Source organism: Candidatus Phytoplasma ziziphi (assembly GCF_003640545.1).
Taxonomy (GTDB): Bacteria; Bacillota_I; Bacilli_A; order Acholeplasmatales; family Acholeplasmataceae; genus Phytoplasma; species Phytoplasma ziziphi.
In genome coordinates, this window is record NZ_CP025121.1 from 220,025 (window position 1) to 241,340 (window position 21,316).

The window sequence follows — 21,316 nt, forward strand, 5'->3', positions numbered from 1 at the left end:
TTATTCATCGACATCATAATATAAAGTTCGATGTTGTCCTGTTCTTTTCTCATATAAATCAATTTTTTTTAAAGATTTAATATGATTAGTATTCCATAAAACGCCTTCTTGTTCGTAATTATAAAAAGGAAATTTTAATTTAAAATCATAATTAAAGATGACGAAAGGTTCTTTAATTTTTTGATTAATCGGATAAACACCAAAAATCTTATCTTTTTGAATATCTTTAATAACGATTTTATCGATTGCCAAATAACTTGGTCCTCCAAAATTAGTTCCTTTATCATAAATAATTTCTAAATGGTAATTTTCAGGAATAAAAGGTATTGGTTGGGGAGAATAAGGTTTATTCATACTCCAAAAGAAATATAAATGAGAAGCTCCATTACCCATGTTCTTTAAATCTTCTAAAGTATACTTATCATTTTGACCCTCTCTACTTCCTCCTTCAAAATAAGCTAATAAAAATTTTTCAGGAGGAGGTTCTTTAATCCGAAAATTAAAAGATACTTGGTTATCAATATCAGAAGTATTATATAAAGCATAACTAAAATGAGTTTCAAATTTTTTATAAGGAAAAAAATATTTTAACCAACCCAAAACTTCTTTCATCCCTGTATTTTCACCTAAATAAACATCATAAACTTCTAAATGTTCTAAGTGTTCTTTTTTAATAGGTATAACGGATTGATAATAAAAACGATCAATTTCTGAAGAAGCTGGTTGAAAATTATTGTTTAAAAGTATTTCTTTTTCTTTTGAAATCTCAGAAAATACAGTTTTTGGAGATATTATTTTTTCTTGAGGAGATAAATAATAATAAGCAATTCCAATGCCTAAATAAAAACAGAAACATAAACTATAAAGAGACAACCAAAAAGAAAATTTGTTTTTCAATTAATTTAAAGTTTCTAATTGTTGTTGACAAATTTCTTTATGTTTGATAAAAAGTTGTTTTAAAGCTTCATCTTTTTCCATTTCTATGTCCTCTGTTAAAGCTTCAATTTTATTTTTTAATTGCATTTTAGTAATTAAATTATTAATTTCTTGATTGATTTCTATTATACGTTTTTCAATTTCTGTTTGTTTGGTTTCTAAAGGAGTTTTATCGGCAGGAGTTAAATTAGGTTTTTTTAATTTTTCTTTTAAATCTTTTAAAATATCATTTTGTAATTCATCTTTTTCAGTGAATAATTTTTGTTTTTCTTTTAAAGCTAAAAATTCTTTTTCTTTAGTTAATTTTTTTTCCGCCAGCTGATGTTTTTTAGCTAAAGAAGTTTCCTTTTTAACTTCATTTTCTTTTAATTCTTTTTCACATTCTTGAATATCAGTTTCTAAATGATTCATATAAGTTTGAAAAGTAATGAAATTTTTTAAATTTGTTTGTTTTTCTTGTTGTTTTTTCATAATTTGTTCTAAATTATTTTTAGTTTCAGGAGTTAAATTTTCTTTGTTTAATTCTTCTTGGAGAGTTTTCATTTTAATTTCTAAAGAAGTTAAATCCTTATTTTCTTGTTGACAAGGTATTATAAGATATTCGTTTCTATTTGAGGTTTGGTCGTCATGTAAAAATAACTTCCTAAAACGATAATTAAAAGACTACAAACACCTAAAAGGATGAATGAACCTTTTTTAGATATTCTTATTCTTTTTCTTTTCAGAGTATTATTGTTAATGTTTTGGATTGCCATATTTTTTTCTTTTTTTCCTTTACTTTTATTTATTTAATTATTTAATAACTTTTGTTTTCATGATTAATTACAGATAAATGATTATGGGCTTCTTTTTCCAGAATGATATCTTTTTTCAATTTCTCATTTTCTTTCTCTTTTTCATGTGGGTTAATATGAAGGTTTTTAATAGTTAATGATAAATCTTTTAATTGTTTATCTTTTTGATTAATTATTTTTTCAATGTCTTTTAAAAGATTTTTGTTTTTTATTTCAGGATGAGGACGATAGATTTTATTATCTAACCATTTAAGAATAAATAAATTAAAAACGCTGCCAAGAATAAACCCGAATGCAAAAGCTAAACCAATCATAAAAGACCAATTATTCATTCGCTTCTTCCTCCTCTCTTTCTTCCTGAAAAGGAGTTTTCTTGATCCTTATTTTCTTTTCTAATTTGATTATTTTGGCTGCTAATTTTTCTTTCTTTTGTTCTAATAATTGTTTTTTTAATTCCATTTTATCTTGTTTCTTTAATAATTTAGTAATGTTTTCTTGATAATAATGAACTGCTTTTTTTGGTTTGAAGAAACCTATCACAAACATTATTGGAAAAGATAAAATATTTTTTACTAAAAGAAAAAGAGGTTTAAAACCAATTAAAAAACTGGTAACTAAAATATTAGTGGCGATAAAATCTAATCTGCGATTTAAAATTTCCGCTACTGTAAACCCATGAAACCAATCTTTCATAAAAGTAAACATACCAAAAAAAGGAGTTAATAAAAGCCACATCATTAATTGTTTCCTTTGACTTATTTAATTTTTTTTAACAGTGATTGAATTTGTTCTACAATTAAATAATTTGTATTATTCACTTTTGGAGACAATATGTTTTTATTGTTTTTTGTTTTAGCTTTTTTTGGATTAGTTGTTTTTTTGTTTCGAATGTTCTTTGTTTTTGTTTTATGGTTTTTTTTAATAAAAGGCATTTTTTCCTTCTTTCTTTTTAACTTTTCCGCTTTATAAAAGAATATAAAGTCAAAAAGGAGATTTTTTTTAGTTTAAAAAAACCTTATATTCTTTTATAAAGCGGAAAAGTTAAATTATTTTGATTTATTTAAATTAAGTTAATTTAATTTTTTTAACCGCTTGTTTTAAAGTATTTGAAATTTTAAATTTGACAACTGTAGATTCAGGATAATAAATTTTTTTTCCTTTAACATTTGTTAATTTTCCAGCGGGCTGAGTTTTTAAGACAAATCTTCCTAAACCTACTGACAAAATTACTTTTGAATAGTTAGTAATCGCTTTGGTTAATTCTTGTTCGAAGATGTTATAAAAAGCTTCTGTTTCGGTAATGGTAACTCTACCTTCTTTAGCTATTTGTGTAATTAAATCAGCTTTCGTAAAACAAAATTTTTATTCTTTTTTTGGATAATGTTTTTTATTTTTTTTGTTTTTAATAGACATGGTTTAATTCCTTTTTTCTTTTCTTTTTCTTTTTTGTTTAAAATCTAGATTAAAAATTTGTATATAAGTTTGATAATCATATTCTTCGGTTTCCTGTAATATACGTTTATCATTATATTTATATTCGAATACTTTAGTTATTTTATTATTGTTGTATAAAAATTTTTTTAAAAGTAAGCTTTCAAAATAAAAATTCTCTTCTTTTTTAATAGTGTTTTGGTTATCTTCAAAAATAATTTCTAACATTGGCCCTATCATAATTTATTTTCAACTCCTTTTATTTTTATTATTTTCTTATTTATATTTTGTTTTGTGTTTGTCATCTTTAATCTTCTTTTCTGCTTTCATTAATGTTTGATATTGTTGTAAAATTTTTTGATATTCCTGAGCTTTAATTTTCATCTCTTCAATAAAAGAAGATTTTAAAAATACTTCTTGGAGATAATGTTCTTGAGGATTAAAGTACACTAAAAAAAAGGCACTTTTACTTTCGGAACAAAATAACCCACATTGGATTTGAGCCCAATAATAAGAAGGTATAATGTCTTTTTCAAAAAAATCTTTCCATGAAGAACTATTTTTATCCAAAGGACATTTTATTTCTAACATCGTCTCACTTTCTGCATGATATCCATCTAACGAAGCGGAAAAAATATCTCTGGTAAATACTGCGGGTTTATAATTTCTTTTTGTTTTCACTGAAAAAAATAAATTCGCTTTTGGTTCGGTTTTTTTACCATGTTCCATCGCGGGATTAGAAATAAAGGAACTACCAAATAATTTTTTTTTAATTAAGTCTTCTTTGGTTTCGTAAGGATTGAGACCCATAATGGTTCCTATTTCAGAAGCGTTCACAAAATTTTTACGATGTTGAAACCAGGCCCAACTATTCTGTTTTAAATTAATTTTCATTTTAAAACTCCTTTTTGAGATTGATTTAAATTATTATGAGTCAAATCTAAATTATAAAATTGGCACATTTTTTTGAGTTTATTAATGATACGAAGGGCTTTTAGAATTTGATTATTATCATTAGTAATTTTTAAATGTTCTGACAATTGTGAAGGATTTAAATTACTACTAATAAAAGTAATTAATCCTTTTTCTTGACGAGCGTTTAAAAGAGGATATAAAATATCATCGCGAAAATAAATGCTTAAATTTTCCGCTCCCAAATCATCTAAGAATAAATAAGGAATATTTCTTAAATGATCCATTTTGTTATTTAATTCTTCATCAAACCATCCTGGCTTAAATTGTCTAGGTAAATCTGGAAGGAAAAGAAACAAAAAATCTTTTTTTTCTTTAAGAAAATATTGCATTATTAATTTAAAGAAAAATGTTTTACCAGTATTAAAATCGCCATAAAGATATAAACTAGGTTTTGTTTGTTCACTTTCGAAATAATTCCAATATTTTTTAATAATCTTGTTATTTGTAAAATTGGCTATATTCATCGTTTTTAATTTTTCTAAATTCAAACTTTGATTAAATAAAGAATGGATTTTTTGAAGCTTATTTTGAAAATGATAAAATATAATTTGATCTGTCTCTTTATAAAACATCTGCATATATGATTTCTTTTTTAAAATCAATTGATAACCAAAAGGTGTTTCTTTTTTAGCTTTTAAATATTTTCCGATAGTGATTAAATCTTCTTCATGATAATCTTTACCATAAACCCAACCTTTTAATTCAAGTGAAGTTTTGATTTTATTTTTAATTTCTTCTTGATAAGAAAGAATGATTTGATTATTTTGTGTTTTTGTCATCAGATATCATTATCTCTCCAAAAAGTTTTTTTCGGTTTCTTTCAATTAAATCATCCCAACCATCTTCTTGAGGTGCTTCTCCAAAAACTTGTTGATATAATTTTTCATTTAAAGCGACCATTGTATTTATTTCAGGTTCTTGTTTTAAATATAAAATTTTCTTTTGAAGATCAAAAGTATATTTCTTAGTCATTTGTAAATTCATTTGAATTTTAAAAGGTGGACTTTTTATTTTTTTCAAAATTACCAGTATTTCATAAAGGTCAGCATAATTAAGATATAAAGTTTGGTTATTCACGTTATAATTAGTTTTTTGATTAAATAAACGAATTTTAAAATAATTTTGTTGAATTAAAAAATTAATGATTTCTTTTAAACCATATAAATATTTATTCATTTTTGAAATCTCCTTTTTCAGTTTGACTTATTTCGAAACAAAAAAAATAAGTCAAACTATTTTTTTAATAAATAGTTGACTTATTTTAACTTTCCAACTGGTTCCATTTTAGTGAAGCGGGACAATGCCGAATATTTATAGTGCACGAACATCCACAGCTAACGCACAAGAAAACACAGCTCAGGCACAAGCAAAAACAGCTTTGGCACAAAAATACACAGTTATGGCACAAAGATACAACACAGCTTACACAACTAATGTACAAAGTTACACAACTAATGCAAAAGGATACACAGCTATAGCACAAGAAAACACAGCTAACGCACAAAGAGCTCTCCAACAAGCCAAAACAAACAAAGAACCATTATTTACTTTAACAACACAAGAAATAACCAAAACAACAGGGCCAAATAAAGAAACCCAAAAAACCCTTTTATATAACATAGACTACAACCTTAAAGACTTTGTAGACTATATAAACAAATTAGATTTAACAAAAGACCCAAATAAAGAACATTTAGAAAAAATAAGAAAATTTATAAATGATTACGCTTTTACTAAATATTCAGTCGCAAATCTTGATAATCATATAGACATAAACGAAAATCTATTATAAATAAACACAAAAGAAATATAACAACATAAGGAGGACACCCATTGACAATCAAGGGACTAAAAAATAAAAGGTAGCTATATTTTAGTACCCCCCATTTTAAAAAAATTAGAATTATTTAAAAATATAAAAAGGTAGCAATATTTTTAAATAAAAGTTATTAACCCCTTGTCTGCATTCTAAAATGTGGGCTCTACTTGTAGCTAAAAATGACATATAAAATGACATATAAAACAATACAAAAATAATACAAAAACAATATCAAAAAAGATATAAAATAATTCAAAAATAATACCTTTTATATCCCAAAAGACATTCAAATATGGTATAATTTATATGAATTAAATTAAATTTAAAGCAATTTTTTTTATTAATTCCATTCGCTCTTTCTTATTATTTAGTATTATTTTTTTCTCCTATGTTTTTGAATAAAATTACTTATTTCCGTGTACGCGTTCAATGTTTGTTTTTTTCATTATAAATAATGCTTTAAATGTCTTTCTATACGTCTTTTTTTTAAAATAAGAACGTGGCCGTGTATTAACTTATCCCATTTTCTATTTAAAAAAATAAAATTTTTTTTAAAATAGGGGAGAAAAGGGATTTTTAAAATCAAATCCAATCCAAAATCAGTTTTTTTATTGTTAACATTTTATTTTTTTAAATAGAAAAGAAAAAAAACATTTAATAATAGGGATTTTTAAAATCAAATCCAATCAAAAAATCACATTTTTTTTTTTTTTTCAATTTTATTGTTGAAAAAAATAATTTTTATGTTATAGTTAATACATAAAATAAATAATTTAAGTTTTTTCAATTTTAGTAATTTTGAAAAAGGTTTAAATTATTAAAGCGCTACCTTTAAAGATTGGCAAACTTTTCTCAAATTACCAAAAGAATAACAAGACCAAAAAACTAACGATAGCATGCAAAACAAAATTATTTTCATTACTCGTAATATCAAATTAGCACAACAATTACTTGATGATAAGAATTACGAAATCGACAAACTTGAAAATAAAAAATAATAACTTTAATCATAAAGAATTAGATTAACCTCTAATTCTTTTTTTTATTATACAAATCCAAAAAAGAAAGGAAGGTGAGCCTAATGAACAAAACCAAAATTAAACCATTTGTCAAATGGTCTGGAGATAAAACACAATTATTAAATTTTTTAAACATCATCATGGATATTGAATATAAAACATATTACGAACCATTTCTTGGTGGCGGTAGCGTCTTTTTAGATTTATTACCTTCCAAAGCTGTCCATTTCTGATATTAATGAAGAACTAATAACAGCATGGAAAATTTTAAAAACCAATTCTGATGATGTCCTCCAATTATTAAAAGAATATGTCGAAAAACTAAATAACGAAAAAGAAGCCTTTTATTATCAATTACGTAATGAAAACATTACTTTATTAGATGATATCCATAAAACTGCAAGATTTCTTTTTCTCAATAAAACTTGTTTCAATGGACTTTATCGTGTCAATTCCAAAAATCAATTTAATACTCCTTTTAACAAGAAAACTAATATTTCATTATCTAACATTATGAATCAAAATAATTTAAAAGAATTTATCTCTTTTTTAAACAACAATGTTATGTAATCTAATCGCGAACATTGAAAATTTTTTCAATAATTGTAGAAATTAATTCAATATATATTTTTGTGTTTGCATGTTGATAATTTATCTTCATTTCTTCTCCTTTGATTCCAAGTTTTGACAATAAAAAAAGTCAAACTCAAATTTTAGCTTTTTGAGCTGTACTTTTAGCGGTAATTTGGATTATTACGTTTATTTTTGACTTTGGTAATCAAAAAAAATCAAAACAAAATAAAACAAATCTTGAATAAATAAACGTTTAAACAGTGATGTTTCAAGGATTCCGCGAAAATAGGTATTAAATTAACAGCCGTATGTTTGGAAACTTGCTCGTACAGTCATGTGTGAGACCATATATAATAGATGCGAATCAAAACGCATATGATTTATCACGATCATTATAACACTAAGCAAAAAAATGTTTAAATAAATTTAATAAAAATTAATTTTTGGTGAAGCTATTATGAACCTAAGAAATCAAAAAAATACCTTAATTAATATTAAATTCTTATTTATTTTATTTTTTCAACGAAATAATTTACAATACGTATGATAATCACTAAAATTGCTAAGAATATCATCACAAAGGCTTCAAATAAAAACCAAACTAAAAGCCATTCGCATTTTTTAGGTATTTTCTGTTCAATAAAACGATCTAGTTGATTTAAAGTATTAATCCAAACTAAGCTATATAATATCAAATAAAATAACGATTCTAATAATCCTAAAAGTAAAACAATTAGATTATTACTACTTAAGATATAAGATAAAAAAGATGTAGCAGAAAAAAAACTAATGATAAATAGTTTTTTTAGCCAAATATGAAATTTCGTGTTAACTTTTATTTTATTAGCTCTATATAAATAACTTACAAAAAAAATCACTATAAAGCTTATCAAAAAAGGTAACAAAACAAATAATAATAAAAAATATTTTAAAATGATTTGTGATAAATTCGATTTTACAAATTGAGTTGTTAATAACTTATATTCTACAAGATAAAGGCAAGCAAAATATACTCCCCATGCAATAGCCAAAAAGAGCGAAAATAATAAGCAAATCCAACTAGAAAAAAAATATACATCTACAAAACAATAAAACAAAAAACGTATGAAATAAAATAAAAATATAACGACTATTGTTAAAAACCAAATATTACATAATTTATCCTTTTGACAAGAAAGCAAAAAGTAAATAGCAATATTTGTCGATAAGATGAGAATGCCAATCAAGCTATATAACCTATAAAAAACACTTTTATGAGATATAACGGTCTTTGATTTATTTTTTTGAAAAATATTTTCTTTTGATTGATTAATTTTATCAATGTTTTTATGAATAAATTTATTTTGTTTTTGATCGTAATGGTTATTAATATAAGTTTTGAAATTTTGTTTATAAAACTTATTTGAAGGATTGATCATAAAATCCAAATATTTAGTTTTTATAATGATATATAAAGCAAGACAACCAACAACAAAATTAATCCCTAAATAATAATAATTCATTTTTTTAATTTACCACAACCACAATAAACAGTTAAGTTTTTTTGGGGTTCCATTTCTAGACCGTGTTTTGGTTGAATCAAATTTATCAGCATATGAGTAGAATTAGTAAAGTTAACTTTGGAGAAGACCCGGAATAAACGTTTTTTCAAAATTACCATCAAAAGCAATTCTCAAAAACTAATTACTAATATTATAAATTATTTTTTTTATTTGTCAACATAAAAAACATAAAAAATTAAATTTTTTTTATTTTGTGCGCGCTGGCTTCAAAAACCGCCTAAAATAGGTTATTTTTTTTCAAAAAATATTTAATAAAAATATTTAAAAATATTTAATTTTTGTAAAGCGGCTTAACCACCTAAAAACGTTATTTTTTACAAATAATATATTAAATTTTTAAAAAATCGCCTAAAATATATTATTTTTTTAAAAAAATATATTAATAAAAAAAAATAATATCTTACATCTTATATCTTATTTTATCAAATACTCTAAAAAGTAAGATGTAAGATTTTAAATTTTTTTTTATTTTTAAATTTAAATATATAAAAAAAAAAAAAAAGATCTTACATCTTATATATCTAGTTATTAAAATTAAATTATTATAATGATTTTTTTTATTTAGTCAACCTTTAAAAGTCATTTTTTAAATATTTTTAAAGATACGTATTTAAGGGCATAAAAAAAAAAGACCGAAAAAAACCTGTTCGAAACAAGCTATATATGGGGTGGCGCGTTTTTTAATATTTTATCCTCATAAAATATTAAGCGTAGCCGTGCTGGGTTGCATAATTAATCGGCGATGAATAACCGTTATTTGGTCTCCACACAGTCAAGAAATGATATCATCAGTTAATTTTAAAAATAATATTTTACAAAACATTATAGTATTTATTGTTTGTTTGATTTTTTACAGCATACCAATATACATCTATTTTAAAATAACTTAAAAATAAAAAAAATAAAATCTTACATCTTATATTTTATTTTATTAGATATTCTAAAAAGTAAGATGTAAGATTTTATTTTTTTAAATATATAAATATTTTTTTAAAAAAATAAAGTATTTTAGGCAGTTTTTCGAATCGTTTTCAAAAATTAAAAAAAATTAATTTTTTATGTTTTTTTATGTTAACAAATAAAAAAAATAGTTTATAATTTTAATAATAATTAGTTTTTGAAAATTGCTTTTGATGGTAATTTTGAAAAAATGTTTATTTCGGGATACCCCAATTAAAAACAATACATCATAAAATAATAGTAATTTTAATAAATAATTTTAAACTAAATTTTATATTTATAAATATAATTAAAAAATCTCAATTCTTTAATATTTAAAATAACAATAAAGGAAAATAGATGGAAAAATTCCAAAGATTACAAAAAATTTTATCTCAAGCAAATATATCTTCCAGAAGAGATGCTGAAAAGATGATTTTATCTGGAAAAATTAAAGTAAATGGAAAAATTATTTCTAAATTAGGAGTTAAAGTTAGTACATCTGATATTATTTTAGTAGATGGGCGAAAAATTTTTTTGAGCCCTTTAGTTTATTTTTTACTATACAAACCTAAAGGTTATTTAACAACTGTTCGAGACGATCGTCAAAGAAAAACAGTTTTAAATTTATTAAAGTCGCAAGATTTAAACAACCGAGTTTATCCTGTAGGAAGATTAGATTTTTTAACTGAAGGATTATTATTATTAACAAACGATGGTCCTTTAACACATAAATTAACTCATCCTACTTCTTTAATTCCTAAAGAATATCACGTTAAAGTTAATCAAAATTTATCCTCTCGAGATCTAATTTTTTTAAAAAAAGGAGTTTTGATTGATGATAATTATCTAGCTATTCCAAAATTAGTTGCTTGGCTTAAACCTTCTTATCATAAAGAAAAAAATTTATGGTTAAAAATTATTATCACTGAAGGAAAAAATAGACAAATCAGAAAAATGATTTCCGCTTTAGGATTAAAAGTAATCAAATTAATACGTTATCGATATTCTTTTTTAACTTTAGAAAAAATAAAACTAGGTGAATATCGTGTTTTAAAACAAAAAGAAATTAATCAATTAAAATCATTAGAATAAAAAATAATCTTTCTTAAAAAACATTTAAAATAAAAATTATAATAATTCAGATTCTTTTCCATCTTTAATAAAATAATATTAAAAAAAATAATAATCTTTTTATATATTTTTAATTTAATTTTAAATTTTTTTTAATAATAATTTCATCTTTTGTCTTTTTATAAATTACTTAAAAAATCTTAATATAAAAATTAACTTGCGAGTTAATCTTTTTTTATAAATATAATTTCGTTTAATAACAAAATATTTTGAAAAAATTTCAAAATTAAATAAAAAATAATTTTTTTAAATTATAATGATATATAATTTTATTAGTTTTTCGATTAATAAATATTACAAATTTTAATTAAAATTTTTTAATTAATTATATATTTTTTTATTATTATCTTAAATATTGCTTAAACAAATAATTTAATTTTTTTAATTATTAATAAACAATAATTTTTTAGTATAATAAATTTAATATTTTTTTAATAGTTTTTTATTTAAAAAATTAAAAAAATATATAACAATAGGAAGAGATAGGTATAAGAAATTAATAAACAAGTTATAATTAATCTCCAAAATTTATCAAAAGATTTTTTAATTCAAAAAAAATTTTTTCAAAAAGCTCAATTTTTAAAAGCTAATCAAAATATTGATTTATCGATCTTTAAAGGCGAAACTTTATCTTTAGTAGGAAGTTCAGGTTCAGGAAAATCAACCTTAGGACAATTAATTTTACAACTTCAAACGCCTACTTCCGGAAATGTTTTTTATCATCAAGATTCAACAAACCAAATTAATTTAACAAAATTAAATAATAAACAAAAACGTTTATTAAGAAAAGATCTTCAAATTATTTTTCAAGATCCTTTTTCATCCTTAAATACTTTATTAAAAATTTCTGATATCATTGGCGAAGGGCTTCTAATTCATAAAATGGCTAAAAATAAAAAAGACCCTTTATATAAACAAAAAATTTTAGATATTATGAGTAAATGCCAAATTGATAAATCTCTTTATCACCGTTATCCAACGCAATTATCAGGAGGTCAAAGACAAAGAATAGCTATCGCTAGAACATTAATTATCGAACCTAAGTTTATTGTTTGTGACGAAATTGTTTCAGCGTTAGATGTTTCGACACAAGTTAAAATTCTTGAACTTTTGAATGATTTAAAAAAAGATTTTCAATTAACTGTTTTATTTATTACTCATGATTTAGGAGTAGCTAGCTATTTAAGTGATCGAATATGTGTAATGTATTTAGGGAATATAGTAGAATTAGCGCCTAAAGAACAAATTTTAAAAAATCCTTGTCATCCTTATACAAAACAAATTTTAAACGCTATTCCACAATTAAATGCGAAAGAAAAAACAGAACATAAAATTTTTTATCAAACTCCAGATTTTGAATTTTTATTTCATCAAAATAAAAAAGATTTAGATTGGTTTGAAATCGAGCCTCAACATTTTATAAGATGTACTTTAAAAAATGAATTAAAAAAAGAGAAACACAAATGAGTCTATTAAAAATTGAAAATTTACATACTTATTTCGAAACTCCGCAAGGATTAGTAAAAGCAGTTAAAGGAATTTCTTTTGAATTACAAAAAGGAAAAACTTTAGGTATAGTGGGAGAATCAGGAAGTGGAAAAAGTCAAACAGCTATTGCTATTTTAAAATTATTAAATAATAATTCTAAAGTGCATTATAAAGGTAAAATTTTTTTTAATGAAGAAGAAATTTCTAAATATAACCAAAAAAAAATGGAAAAAATTCGCGGAAATGAAATAGCTATGATTTTTCAGGATGCTATGTCTAGTTTAAATCCTGTTTTTAAAATAAAAGACCAAATTATGGAAATTTTAAAATTACATAAAAAAATTAGTGTTCAAGAAGGTGAAAAAAAAATTTTTGAAATTTTAAATAAAGTTCAAATAAATGATATTCCTAGAGTTATGAATTCTTATCCTCATCAATTATCAGGCGGAATGTGTCAAAGAATAATGATCTCGATGGCTTTAATATGCGAACCAAAACTTTTGATTGCTGATGAACCAACTACAGCTTTAGATGTTATAATTCAACAAGAAATTTTGAATTTAATTAATAATTTACAAAAAGAAATTAAAACATCTATTTTATTTATTACTCATGATTTAGGTGTTATATCTCAAATGGTTGACGATGTTATAGTTATGTATAAAGGAGAAATCGTTGAAAAAGGTTCTATCAAAGAAATTTTGACAAAACCTAAACATGATTACACTAAATCTTTGTTAAATGATTTTTTAAAAACAAAATTTCAAAATTACTAAAAAATATTATTTACAAAGATGATTAAAATATAATTTATACATTATATAGATAAATCAAAAAATATTTTAGAAAAGAGAACATATATGCATGTCTTTAATAAATTTTATTTATAAAAAAACTTTATATGTTTTATTAATTTTAATAACTGTTATATTAACAAGTTTTTTTATTGTTCGATTAATAGGAGATCCGATTAAAGCAGCTTTTGGCCAAAAAGGACCTACACCAGAACAAAGAAAAATTTTAGAAGAAGAATTAGGATTAGACAAAAGTTTAAGCGAACAATTAAAAATATATTTAGAAAACATATTAAAATTTAATTTTGGTAAATCTTATAAATATAAAACTAAAACATTAGAACTTTTTTGGAATGGCTTTAAAATAACTTTATTATTAACTATTACTAGTTGTATTTTTGGTTCTATAATAGGTATTTGTTTCGGATCTTTATCCGCTTTATGGAAAAATACTAAAAAAAATTTTTTATTAGAATTTATTTTTCTTTTTTTCTCATCAACTCCTACTTTTATTATCGGTTTTATTTTGCAATATTTTTTAGCTTATAAACTAGATTTATTTACAATATCAGATTCTTATTGTTTAGCTATTTTAACTTTATCTTTAATTGTTAGTAGCCGTATATTTAAAATAACCAATAATAATATGATTGAATCACTAAAACAACCTTATATTGTAACAGCTTATGCTAAAGGGTTGTCGACACAAACAGTCGTTTTTAAACATGCTTTAAAAAATGCTTTAATTCCTATATTAGCTAATATTGGTTTGATTTTCGTCTCTTTAATTGGAGGGACTGTAATTACAGAATTTGTATTTGGTTTAAATGGTATAGGAAAATTAACAATTCAAGCTTTTGAAGATAGAGATTTTCCTATTATTCAATGTTGTATTATTTTATTAGCTATTTTTATTTCTATTTTTAATTTATTGTTAGATTCCGTTTATTTTTGGTTAAATCCTAAAATAAATCAAAAAAAATAAAAATATCCTACGACAAAAAAATTAGAAAGAAAGAAAATTTTAAAATTAATAATGAAAAATATAAATTGCTTAATAAATTCTTTTAAACAAAAAACCAAAATTTTAAAAGATAAAAATATTTTATTCGGTCTTTTATTTTTGACTATTTTGTCTTTTTGTGTTTTATTTCGTTCTAAATTTTTTCCAGATCCTTATGTTTCTTCAGGTAACGAAACATTTCAAAGTTATAGTCCTAAACATTGGATGGGAACTGATGCGACAGGTTATGATATATTTAGTCGTGTGTTAGAAGGATCTAAAATTTCTTTACAAATAAGTTTTATAACAATAATTATAAGTAGTTTTATAGGTTGTTTATTAGGAATTATAGCTGGTTATTTTAGAGGTTTTTTTGAAAATATAATTATTTTTATATGTGATTTTTTAACTATTTTCCCTGATATTATATTAGCTATTTTAATTATGTTATGTTTTAAAAAACAAACCACAGCAACTCTTGTTATTGTATTATGTGTTTTATATATTCCGGATTATATTCGTATTATAAGGGTTAATACTTTAACAATTAAACAAAAAGATTTTATTAAAGCTTCTAAAGCTTTGGGTTCGAATGATATTCGAATTATTCAAAAACATATTTTACCAAATCTTTTAAGTAATTTAATAACTAAAATGATATTAAATATGTCTAATGTTATTTTAGTTATTTCAGGATTTGGTTTTATAGGTTTAGGTTTGAATAGAACTAAAGCTGAATGGGGTAACATTTTATATTCTTCTAAAGATTATATTATGAGCTATCCTCATTTATTTTATGGACCTTTTATTATTATTTTTTTAACTATCTTTTCTTTTAATTTAATAGGTAAGGGTTTAATTAATTATTTTGAAAAGGATCAAAAAAATTAAATTTTTAAATTATTTAAAAAGGCAATGATTATGATAAAAAAAGAAAAAATTAAAAATTTTTTAACTAATAAAAATTTTATAATTAGTTTTATATGTCTATTAATTATAATATTAGTATTAGGAGTATATTTCTTTCAAAAAGAAAAATTTGATATAGTTTTCGCGTTCCATTCAGATATAAGTGGATTTGACACTTGTGACAAAAAAAGTACAACAACATCATATGGTGATATTTATTTTAATTTAGTACATGATAAACTTTTGATACTAGACGAACAAGGCAACTTAAAACCTCAATTATTAAAAAACTACGACAAACAAGGAGTAAATATTAATTGCGAATTAAAAGATAATATTTTATTTCATAATGGTGATAAAATGACAGCTGATGATGTTGTTTTTACAATCCAAAGAGGAAAAACACAAAAACATGATCAATTTTTAGAAATAGCAGACATCCAAAAAACAGGTAATCTAACATTTAAAATTAAATTAAAAGAAGATATTTTATGGTGGCATTTCCCTTTTACTCAAATGATTAGAATAATTAATAAAAAAGCAACTGAAAAAAACCAATCAGAAGGAGTAAAAATAGGAGCTGGACCTTATAAATTAAAAAAATATAATCCGAATAAAGACTTACAATTGGAACTTTTCGAAAAATATCATGATAAAGATATAATCAAAGATTCACCTAAAAAAATTCAAATAAAAATATCCAAAGATGAAAATACTCTTTTCCAAGAATTAGAAAAAAAACAAATCAATGCGATACTTTTTTACTCAAGAGACAAAATTAACAAATTAAATGAAGATTTAAAAAAAGATAAATATAAAAATATTAAAATATTAGAAAACGAAACAGCTAGCCAAAATTATATTTATTTTAATAAACAAAAACTGACAAAAAAAGTACGTCAAATCATTTCAAAATCTTTAGATATACAAAAAATAATCGATGAATTAAAATTACCAGGAAAAATTGCAAAAAATTCTCTTCACAATAAATTAATAGGACACAATCCTAATATAAATTATCATAATCCTAATATAGAAGAAGCTAAAAGAGAGTTTCGAACATTAACAGAATCCGAAAATAAAACATTAAAAATAGCTACCAGTTTAAAAACGCCATTTATAAACAAAATAATAGAACAATTAGAACATGTAGGTTTTACAATAATTTTAGAAGAACCAGATTTTAATACAATAATCGCAAATGCAGCGCAAGGAAAAAATTCACCTTATGATTTTATTTTTTTATCAGAAAATTTTGAAATGAATTTCGGTCATAAATTTATTGAAGATTATTTTATGTCAAACAACAACGAATGTAATTTTTGTGGCATTGATAATGCTGATAAAAGTAGCATCCAAGATAAATTAGAAAAAGCTAAAAAGAAAACTGAAGAAACAGAATATAAATCACTATTATTCGAAATAGAACAATATTTATATGATAATCATTATTTATTTCCATTAATGACAGGCAAATCATTTATTTTAGTTAATAAAGAAATAGAAAAAGGTTTTGAACAAAATGCATTTAGTAGATTTTTTAATATGAGATCAATTAAAATAAAAAAAGATAAATAACAATTAATTTAATTATCAAATTTTAAAAATACGAATTACTTTTTAAATAATTAATATTACAAAGTTATAATTCTAGATATATCTTTAGATTCTAATAATATTCGAATTATCAAAAAAATATTTTACTAATCTTTTAAGCAATTTAATAAAAAAAATAATATTAAATATGTCTAATGTTATTTTAGTTATTTCAGTATTTGTTTTTATCAGTTTAGGAAGGAAATAATTATGATAAAAAAAGAAAAAATTAAAAATTTTTTAACTAATAAAAATTTTATAATTAGTTCTATTATATTTCTATTAATTATAATATTATTATTAGGAATATATTTCTTTAAAAAAGAAAAATTTGATATAGTTTTCGCCTTCAATTCAGATATAAATGGATTTGATACTTGTGACACAAAAAGTACACAATTATTAAATGGTGATATTTATTTTAATTTAGTACATGATAAACTTTTGATACTAGACGAACAAGGCAACTTAAAACCTCAATTATTAAAAAACTACGACAAACAAGGAGTAAATATTAATTGCGAATTAAAAGATAATATTTTCTTTCATAATGGTGATAAAATGACAGCTGATGATGTTGTTTTTACAATCCAAAGAGGAAAAACACAAAAACATGATCAATTTTTAGAAATAGCAGACATCGAAAAAACAGGTAATCTAACATTTAAAATTACATTAAAAGAAGATACTTTATATTGGAGTTTTTCTTTTACTCAAATGATTAGAATAATTAATAAAAAAGCAACTGAAAAAAACCAATCAGAAGGAGTAAAAATAGGAGCTGGACCTTATAAATTAAAAAAATATAATCCGAATAAAGACTTACAATTGGAACTTTTCGAAAAATATCATGATAAAGATATAATCAAAGATTCACCTAAAAAAATTCAAATAAAAATATCCAAAGATGAAAATACTCTTTTCCAAGAATTAGAAAAAAAACAAATCAATGCGATACTTTTACACCCAAAAGAAAAAATTAACAAATTAAATGAAGATTTAGCAAAAGATAAATATAAAAATATTAAAATATTAGAAAACAAAATAGCTGCTCACAGTTATATTTATTTTAATAAACAAAAACTGACAAATCAAGTACGTCAAATCATTTCAAAATCTTTAGATATACAAAAAATAATCAATGAATTAAATTTATCTCAAGCTGAAATCGCAAAATCTTATCTTCATAAAAACTTGTTAGGTCATAATCCTAATATAAATTATCATCATCCTAATATAGAAGAAGCTCAAAAAGAATTTAAAACATTAACAGAAAAACAGAAAACATTAACAATAGCTACCTTTTTAAAAACACCCATTATAGAAAAAATAATAGAACAATTAAGAAATGTTGGTTTCCAAATAGATTTAAAAGAACCCGATAAAAGCACAATGATCACAAATGCAGCGCAAGGAAAAAATTCACCTTATGATTTTATTTTTTTATCAGAATATTTCGAAATGAAATACGGTCATAAAGCTATCGAAGATTATTTTATGTCAAACAACAACGAATGTAATTTTTGTGGCATTGATAATGCTGATAAAAGTAGCATCCAAGATAAATTAGAAAAAGCTAAAAAGAAAACTGAAGAAACAGAATATAAATCACTATTATTCGAAATAGAACAATATTTATATGATAATCATTATTTATTTCCGTTAATAACAGAAAAATCATTTATTTTAGTTAATAAAGAAATAGAAAAAGGTTTTGAACAAGATGCATTTAGTAGATTTTTTAATATGAGATCAATTAAAATTAAAAAAAGATAAATAACAATTAATTTAATTATCAAATTAAAAAATCCGAATTACTTATTTAAAAAGTAATTCGGATTTTTTTATTAATAAATATTAAAATTAAAAAAATAATTTTTATTTTTTTTGAAATAATAAATTAACTCTTTTGCCATATTCTTCAGGTAATTGTAAAAAAAATTTATTTTTTAATTCAAATTGATACATTTGTGTTATATCTTGAAATTCTTCTTTATAATTAGGACCTTTCATTGCCATAAAATAACTCTTATCTTTAGTAACAAAAGAAGCTAATTTTAAAATTAAATTTAATTTTCCTAAAGCTCTCGCGATAACAAAATCATATTTATTCTTATGCTTTTCAATTTTTTCTTTAAAAACAAAAACATTTGTTAAATGTAAATGTTTAATTAATAATTCTAAAAAATTAATTTTTTTTAAAGAAGAATCAATTAAAAAAACTTTTAAATTAGGATATAAAATTTTTAAAGGAATGCCAGGAAACCCCGCACCTGTTCCTAAATCACATAAACTGTTTATTTGTTCAAAATTAAAAGTTTTAGAAATTAATAAAGAATCATAAAAATGTTTAAAATAAATATCTTTTGGATTCGTTAAAGAAGTTAAATTAGTTTTTTTATTATAATGAGTTAAAAATAAATAATATTCTTGAAATTGATTTAATTGAAAATCGCTTAAAGCAAAATCTTTTTTTAATCTATCAAAAGGCATTTTTATATTTTCGTAAATAAACATTTAAAATAGATATATCTACAGGATTAACTCCTGAAATTCTTGATGCTTGACCTAAATTATTAGGTTTAATTAATGTTAATTTTTCTTTAGCTTCCATAGATAAATTATTAATCTTATTATAATCAATTTCTGAAGGTATTTTTCTTATCTCTAAATTTAAATTTTTTTGAACTTCTTTTTCTGCTTTCAAAATATAATCTTCATATTTAATTTGTATTTCTGCTTGTTCTAAAACTTCTTGATCATATTTTTTATCAATAAAAAAATCTATAATATTAATATTCAATTCTGTTCTTTTTAATAATTTATACAAAGTACTTTTTTCTTTAATTGAAGAATTAATTTTTTCTAAAAAACTTAAATTTTTTTCATTAGGAAATACAATAAAATTTTTTAATTCTTCTTTTAAATTTTCAATATCAGAACGTTTCTTTTCCACTTTATTATAAATTTTTTTGTCTATCAATCCTATTTGATATCCATAAGGAGTTAATCTTAAATCAGCATTATCATGTCTTAAAAATAAACGAAATTCAGATCTAGAAGTTAACAAACGATAAGGTTCTGAAACTCCTTTATTAATCAAATCATCAATTAAAACTCCAATGTAAGCTTCATTTCTTTTTAAAATTAAACTTTCTTTATTTTCGATTTTCAGACTAGCATTTATTCCGGCAATTAAACCCTGACAAGCTGCCTCTTCGTAACCACTAGTTCCGTTGATCTGGCCAGCAAAAAATAAATTTTCAATTTTTTTTGTTTCTAAATTATAATTCAGTTGATTAGGGTTAAAAGCATCATATTCAATAGCATAAGCATATTTAGTAATCACTGCTTTTTCTAATGCAGGAATTGTTTTTAAAATTTTTTCTTGAACTTCTTCAGGCATACTTGTAGAAAGACCTTGAAGATACATTTCATCTAATTCTAAACTTTCTGGTTCAATAAAAATTTGATGACTTTCTTTATCGCAAAAACGAACAATTTTATCTTCAATAGAAGGACAATAACGCGGACCTTTTCCTTCTACATATCCTCCGTACATAGCTGATTTTTTTAAATTTATTTTTATTAATTCATGAGTTTCTTTATTAGTATGTATTAAAAAACAAGGCTCTTGAATACCTAAATCTTTAATAACAGAAGGAGAACTAAAAGTTTGTAAAATATTATCTCCTAATTGAATTTTTGATTTACTATAATCAATAGTATCTTTTTTAACTCTCGGAGGTGTTCCTGTTTTTAAACGAATAATTTCAAAACCATATTTCTTTAACTGTTCGCTAATACTATAAGTAGTAGGTGTATTATTAGGTCCTGAACTAATTTTATTTTTTCCAATTAAGATTTTACTAGCTAAATAAGTTCCTGTCGTTAAAATAACTGTCTTGCTATTAATAACAGTACCGTCTTTTAATTTAACTCCATACACTTTATTATCTTCTATAATTAAATTATCAACAAAACCTTCTAATAAAGTTAAATTAGATGTCTTTTTTAAAATTTCCAAAACAATTTTAGGATATTTTATTTTATCTATTTGCGCTCTTAAACTTCTAACAGCCGGCCCTTTAGAAGTATTCAGCATTTTCATTTGAATTTGTGATAAATCAGCTGCTTTTCCCATTATCCCACCCAAAGCATCTATTTCTCTAACGACAACACCTTTAGCTGGTCCTCCAATAGAAGGATTACATGGTAAAAAAGCTATTTGTCTTAAATTGACTGTGATTAAAACTGTTTTATGATTTTTAGCCAAAGCTAAAGCAGCTTCGACGCCTGCATGACCACCACCAATAACAATACCTTCAAAAATCATTTATGTTT

General features: G+C 22.6%; 24 protein-coding genes and 1 pseudogene. 10 read left to right on the forward strand and 15 right to left on the reverse strand.

Annotated features, from left to right (window positions below; translation table 11 throughout):
- The 11 genes and pseudogenes from CWO85_RS01220 to CWO85_RS01260 all read right to left on the reverse strand — a co-directional run bounded on the left by CWO85_RS01220 (nt 1) and on the right by CWO85_RS01260 (nt 5,312).
- Nucleotides 1-897: a hypothetical protein gene (locus CWO85_RS01220; RefSeq protein WP_121463883.1), complete on the reverse strand. Its 897-nt coding sequence runs from the start codon at nt 895-897 to the stop codon at nt 1-3.
- Entirely contained in the window at nt 898-1,479 is a 582-nt protein-coding gene (locus CWO85_RS01225) for a hypothetical protein (RefSeq protein ID WP_121463884.1), read from the reverse strand.
- 47 nt (nt 1,480-1,526) lie between these two features.
- A complete protein-coding gene (locus tag CWO85_RS03615; RefSeq protein WP_161554973.1) occupies nt 1,527-1,691 on the reverse strand; it encodes a hypothetical protein in 165 nt (54 codons plus the stop codon).
- 41 nt (nt 1,692-1,732) lie between these two features.
- Nucleotides 1,733-2,062, reverse strand: coding sequence for a hypothetical protein (locus CWO85_RS01230; protein WP_121463885.1), 330 nt, complete (start codon nt 2,060-2,062; stop codon nt 1,733-1,735).
- Entirely contained in the window at nt 2,055-2,468 is a 414-nt protein-coding gene (locus tag CWO85_RS01235; protein ID WP_152031102.1) for a hypothetical protein, read from the reverse strand. Before CWO85_RS01235 ends, CWO85_RS01230 begins: the two co-directional genes overlap by 8 nt.
- A gap of 17 nt (nt 2,469-2,485) precedes the next feature.
- Nucleotides 2,486-2,662, reverse strand: a complete 177-nt coding sequence (locus CWO85_RS03620) for a hypothetical protein (protein ID WP_161554974.1) — start codon at nt 2,660-2,662, stop codon at nt 2,486-2,488.
- Nucleotides 2,663-2,795: 133 nt separating this feature from the next.
- Nucleotides 2,796-3,068: pseudogene (locus tag CWO85_RS01240) on the reverse strand (HU family DNA-binding protein); the annotation flags it as partial.
- A 78-nt stretch (nt 3,069-3,146) separates the two neighbouring features.
- A complete protein-coding gene (locus tag CWO85_RS01245; protein WP_121463888.1) occupies nt 3,147-3,401 on the reverse strand; it encodes a hypothetical protein in 255 nt (84 codons plus the stop codon).
- Nucleotides 3,402-3,437: 36 nt separating this feature from the next.
- Nucleotides 3,438-4,055, reverse strand: coding sequence for a lambda-exonuclease family protein (locus tag CWO85_RS01250; RefSeq protein WP_121463889.1), 618 nt, complete (start codon nt 4,053-4,055; stop codon nt 3,438-3,440).
- Nucleotides 4,052-4,915: an ATP-binding protein gene (locus CWO85_RS01255; RefSeq protein ID WP_121463890.1), complete on the reverse strand. Its 864-nt coding sequence runs from the start codon at nt 4,913-4,915 to the stop codon at nt 4,052-4,054. Before CWO85_RS01255 ends, CWO85_RS01250 begins: the two co-directional genes overlap by 4 nt.
- Complete coding sequence (locus CWO85_RS01260; RefSeq protein ID WP_121463891.1) at nt 4,896-5,312, reverse strand: hypothetical protein; 417 nt, start codon at nt 5,310-5,312, stop codon at nt 4,896-4,898. Before CWO85_RS01260 ends, CWO85_RS01255 begins: the two co-directional genes overlap by 20 nt.
- Before the next feature lie 124 nt (nt 5,313-5,436).
- On the opposite strand from CWO85_RS01260, the gene CWO85_RS01265 reads away from it, so the two are divergent.
- From CWO85_RS01265 to CWO85_RS03860, 3 genes are all read left to right on the forward strand, one after another.
- Nucleotides 5,437-5,928, forward strand: coding sequence for a hypothetical protein (locus CWO85_RS01265; RefSeq protein ID WP_121463892.1), 492 nt, complete (start codon nt 5,437-5,439; stop codon nt 5,926-5,928).
- A 1,108-nt stretch (nt 5,929-7,036) separates the two neighbouring features.
- Nucleotides 7,037-7,207 carry a DNA adenine methylase gene (locus tag CWO85_RS03810; RefSeq protein ID WP_121463893.1) on the forward strand — a complete coding sequence of 57 codons (171 nt, stop codon included), beginning with the start codon at nt 7,037-7,039 and terminating at the stop codon, nt 7,205-7,207.
- A gap of 31 nt (nt 7,208-7,238) precedes the next feature.
- Nucleotides 7,239-7,544, forward strand: a complete 306-nt coding sequence (locus CWO85_RS03860; RefSeq protein ID WP_420885400.1) for a DNA adenine methylase — start codon at nt 7,239-7,241, stop codon at nt 7,542-7,544.
- Nucleotides 7,545-8,053: 509 nt separating this feature from the next.
- On the opposite strand, the gene CWO85_RS01280 is transcribed toward CWO85_RS03860, so the two are convergent.
- A complete protein-coding gene (locus tag CWO85_RS01280; protein WP_121463894.1) occupies nt 8,054-9,049 on the reverse strand; it encodes a hypothetical protein in 996 nt (331 codons plus the stop codon).
- Nucleotides 9,046-9,207: a hypothetical protein gene (locus tag CWO85_RS03710; protein ID WP_201736604.1), complete on the reverse strand. Its 162-nt coding sequence runs from the start codon at nt 9,205-9,207 to the stop codon at nt 9,046-9,048. The genes CWO85_RS01280 and CWO85_RS03710 overlap by 4 nt, the downstream gene beginning before the upstream one ends.
- A gap of 1,201 nt (nt 9,208-10,408) precedes the next feature.
- Between CWO85_RS03710 and CWO85_RS01285 the strand changes: the two genes are divergently transcribed.
- From CWO85_RS01285 to CWO85_RS01315, 7 genes are all read left to right on the forward strand, one after another.
- Nucleotides 10,409-11,143: a pseudouridine synthase gene (locus CWO85_RS01285; protein WP_121463895.1), complete on the forward strand. Its 735-nt coding sequence runs from the start codon at nt 10,409-10,411 to the stop codon at nt 11,141-11,143.
- 636 nt (nt 11,144-11,779) lie between these two features.
- Nucleotides 11,780-12,649, forward strand: a complete 870-nt coding sequence (locus CWO85_RS01290; RefSeq protein WP_268876794.1) for an oligopeptide/dipeptide ABC transporter ATP-binding protein — start codon at nt 11,780-11,782, stop codon at nt 12,647-12,649.
- Nucleotides 12,646-13,446: an ABC transporter ATP-binding protein gene (locus CWO85_RS01295; RefSeq protein WP_121463897.1), complete on the forward strand. Its 801-nt coding sequence runs from the start codon at nt 12,646-12,648 to the stop codon at nt 13,444-13,446. The genes CWO85_RS01290 and CWO85_RS01295 overlap by 4 nt, the downstream gene beginning before the upstream one ends.
- Nucleotides 13,447-13,534: 88 nt before the next feature.
- Complete coding sequence (locus tag CWO85_RS01300; protein WP_121463898.1) at nt 13,535-14,449, forward strand: ABC transporter permease; 915 nt, start codon at nt 13,535-13,537, stop codon at nt 14,447-14,449.
- Between the two features lie 51 nt (nt 14,450-14,500).
- On the forward strand, nt 14,501-15,358 hold the full coding sequence (locus tag CWO85_RS01305; protein WP_121463899.1) for an ABC transporter permease: 858 nt from the start codon (nt 14,501-14,503) through the stop codon (nt 15,356-15,358).
- Between the two features lie 30 nt (nt 15,359-15,388).
- A complete protein-coding gene (locus CWO85_RS01310) occupies nt 15,389-16,954 on the forward strand; it encodes an ABC transporter substrate-binding protein (protein WP_161554975.1) in 1,566 nt (521 codons plus the stop codon).
- Between the two features lie 228 nt (nt 16,955-17,182).
- Entirely contained in the window at nt 17,183-18,748 is a 1,566-nt protein-coding gene (locus CWO85_RS01315) for an ABC transporter substrate-binding protein (RefSeq protein WP_121463901.1), read from the forward strand.
- 102 nt (nt 18,749-18,850) lie between these two features.
- Here CWO85_RS01315 and rsmG read toward each other — a convergent pair whose 3' ends face one another.
- Entirely contained in the window at nt 18,851-19,489 is a 639-nt protein-coding gene (gene rsmG / locus CWO85_RS01320; RefSeq protein ID WP_236628340.1) for a 16S rRNA (guanine(527)-N(7))-methyltransferase RsmG, read from the reverse strand.
- Nucleotides 19,455-21,308, reverse strand: coding sequence for a tRNA uridine-5-carboxymethylaminomethyl(34) synthesis enzyme MnmG (gene mnmG, locus CWO85_RS01325; protein ID WP_121463902.1), 1,854 nt, complete (start codon nt 21,306-21,308; stop codon nt 19,455-19,457). Before mnmG ends, rsmG begins: the two co-directional genes overlap by 35 nt.
- Between the last annotated feature and the right edge of the window lie 8 nt (nt 21,309-21,316).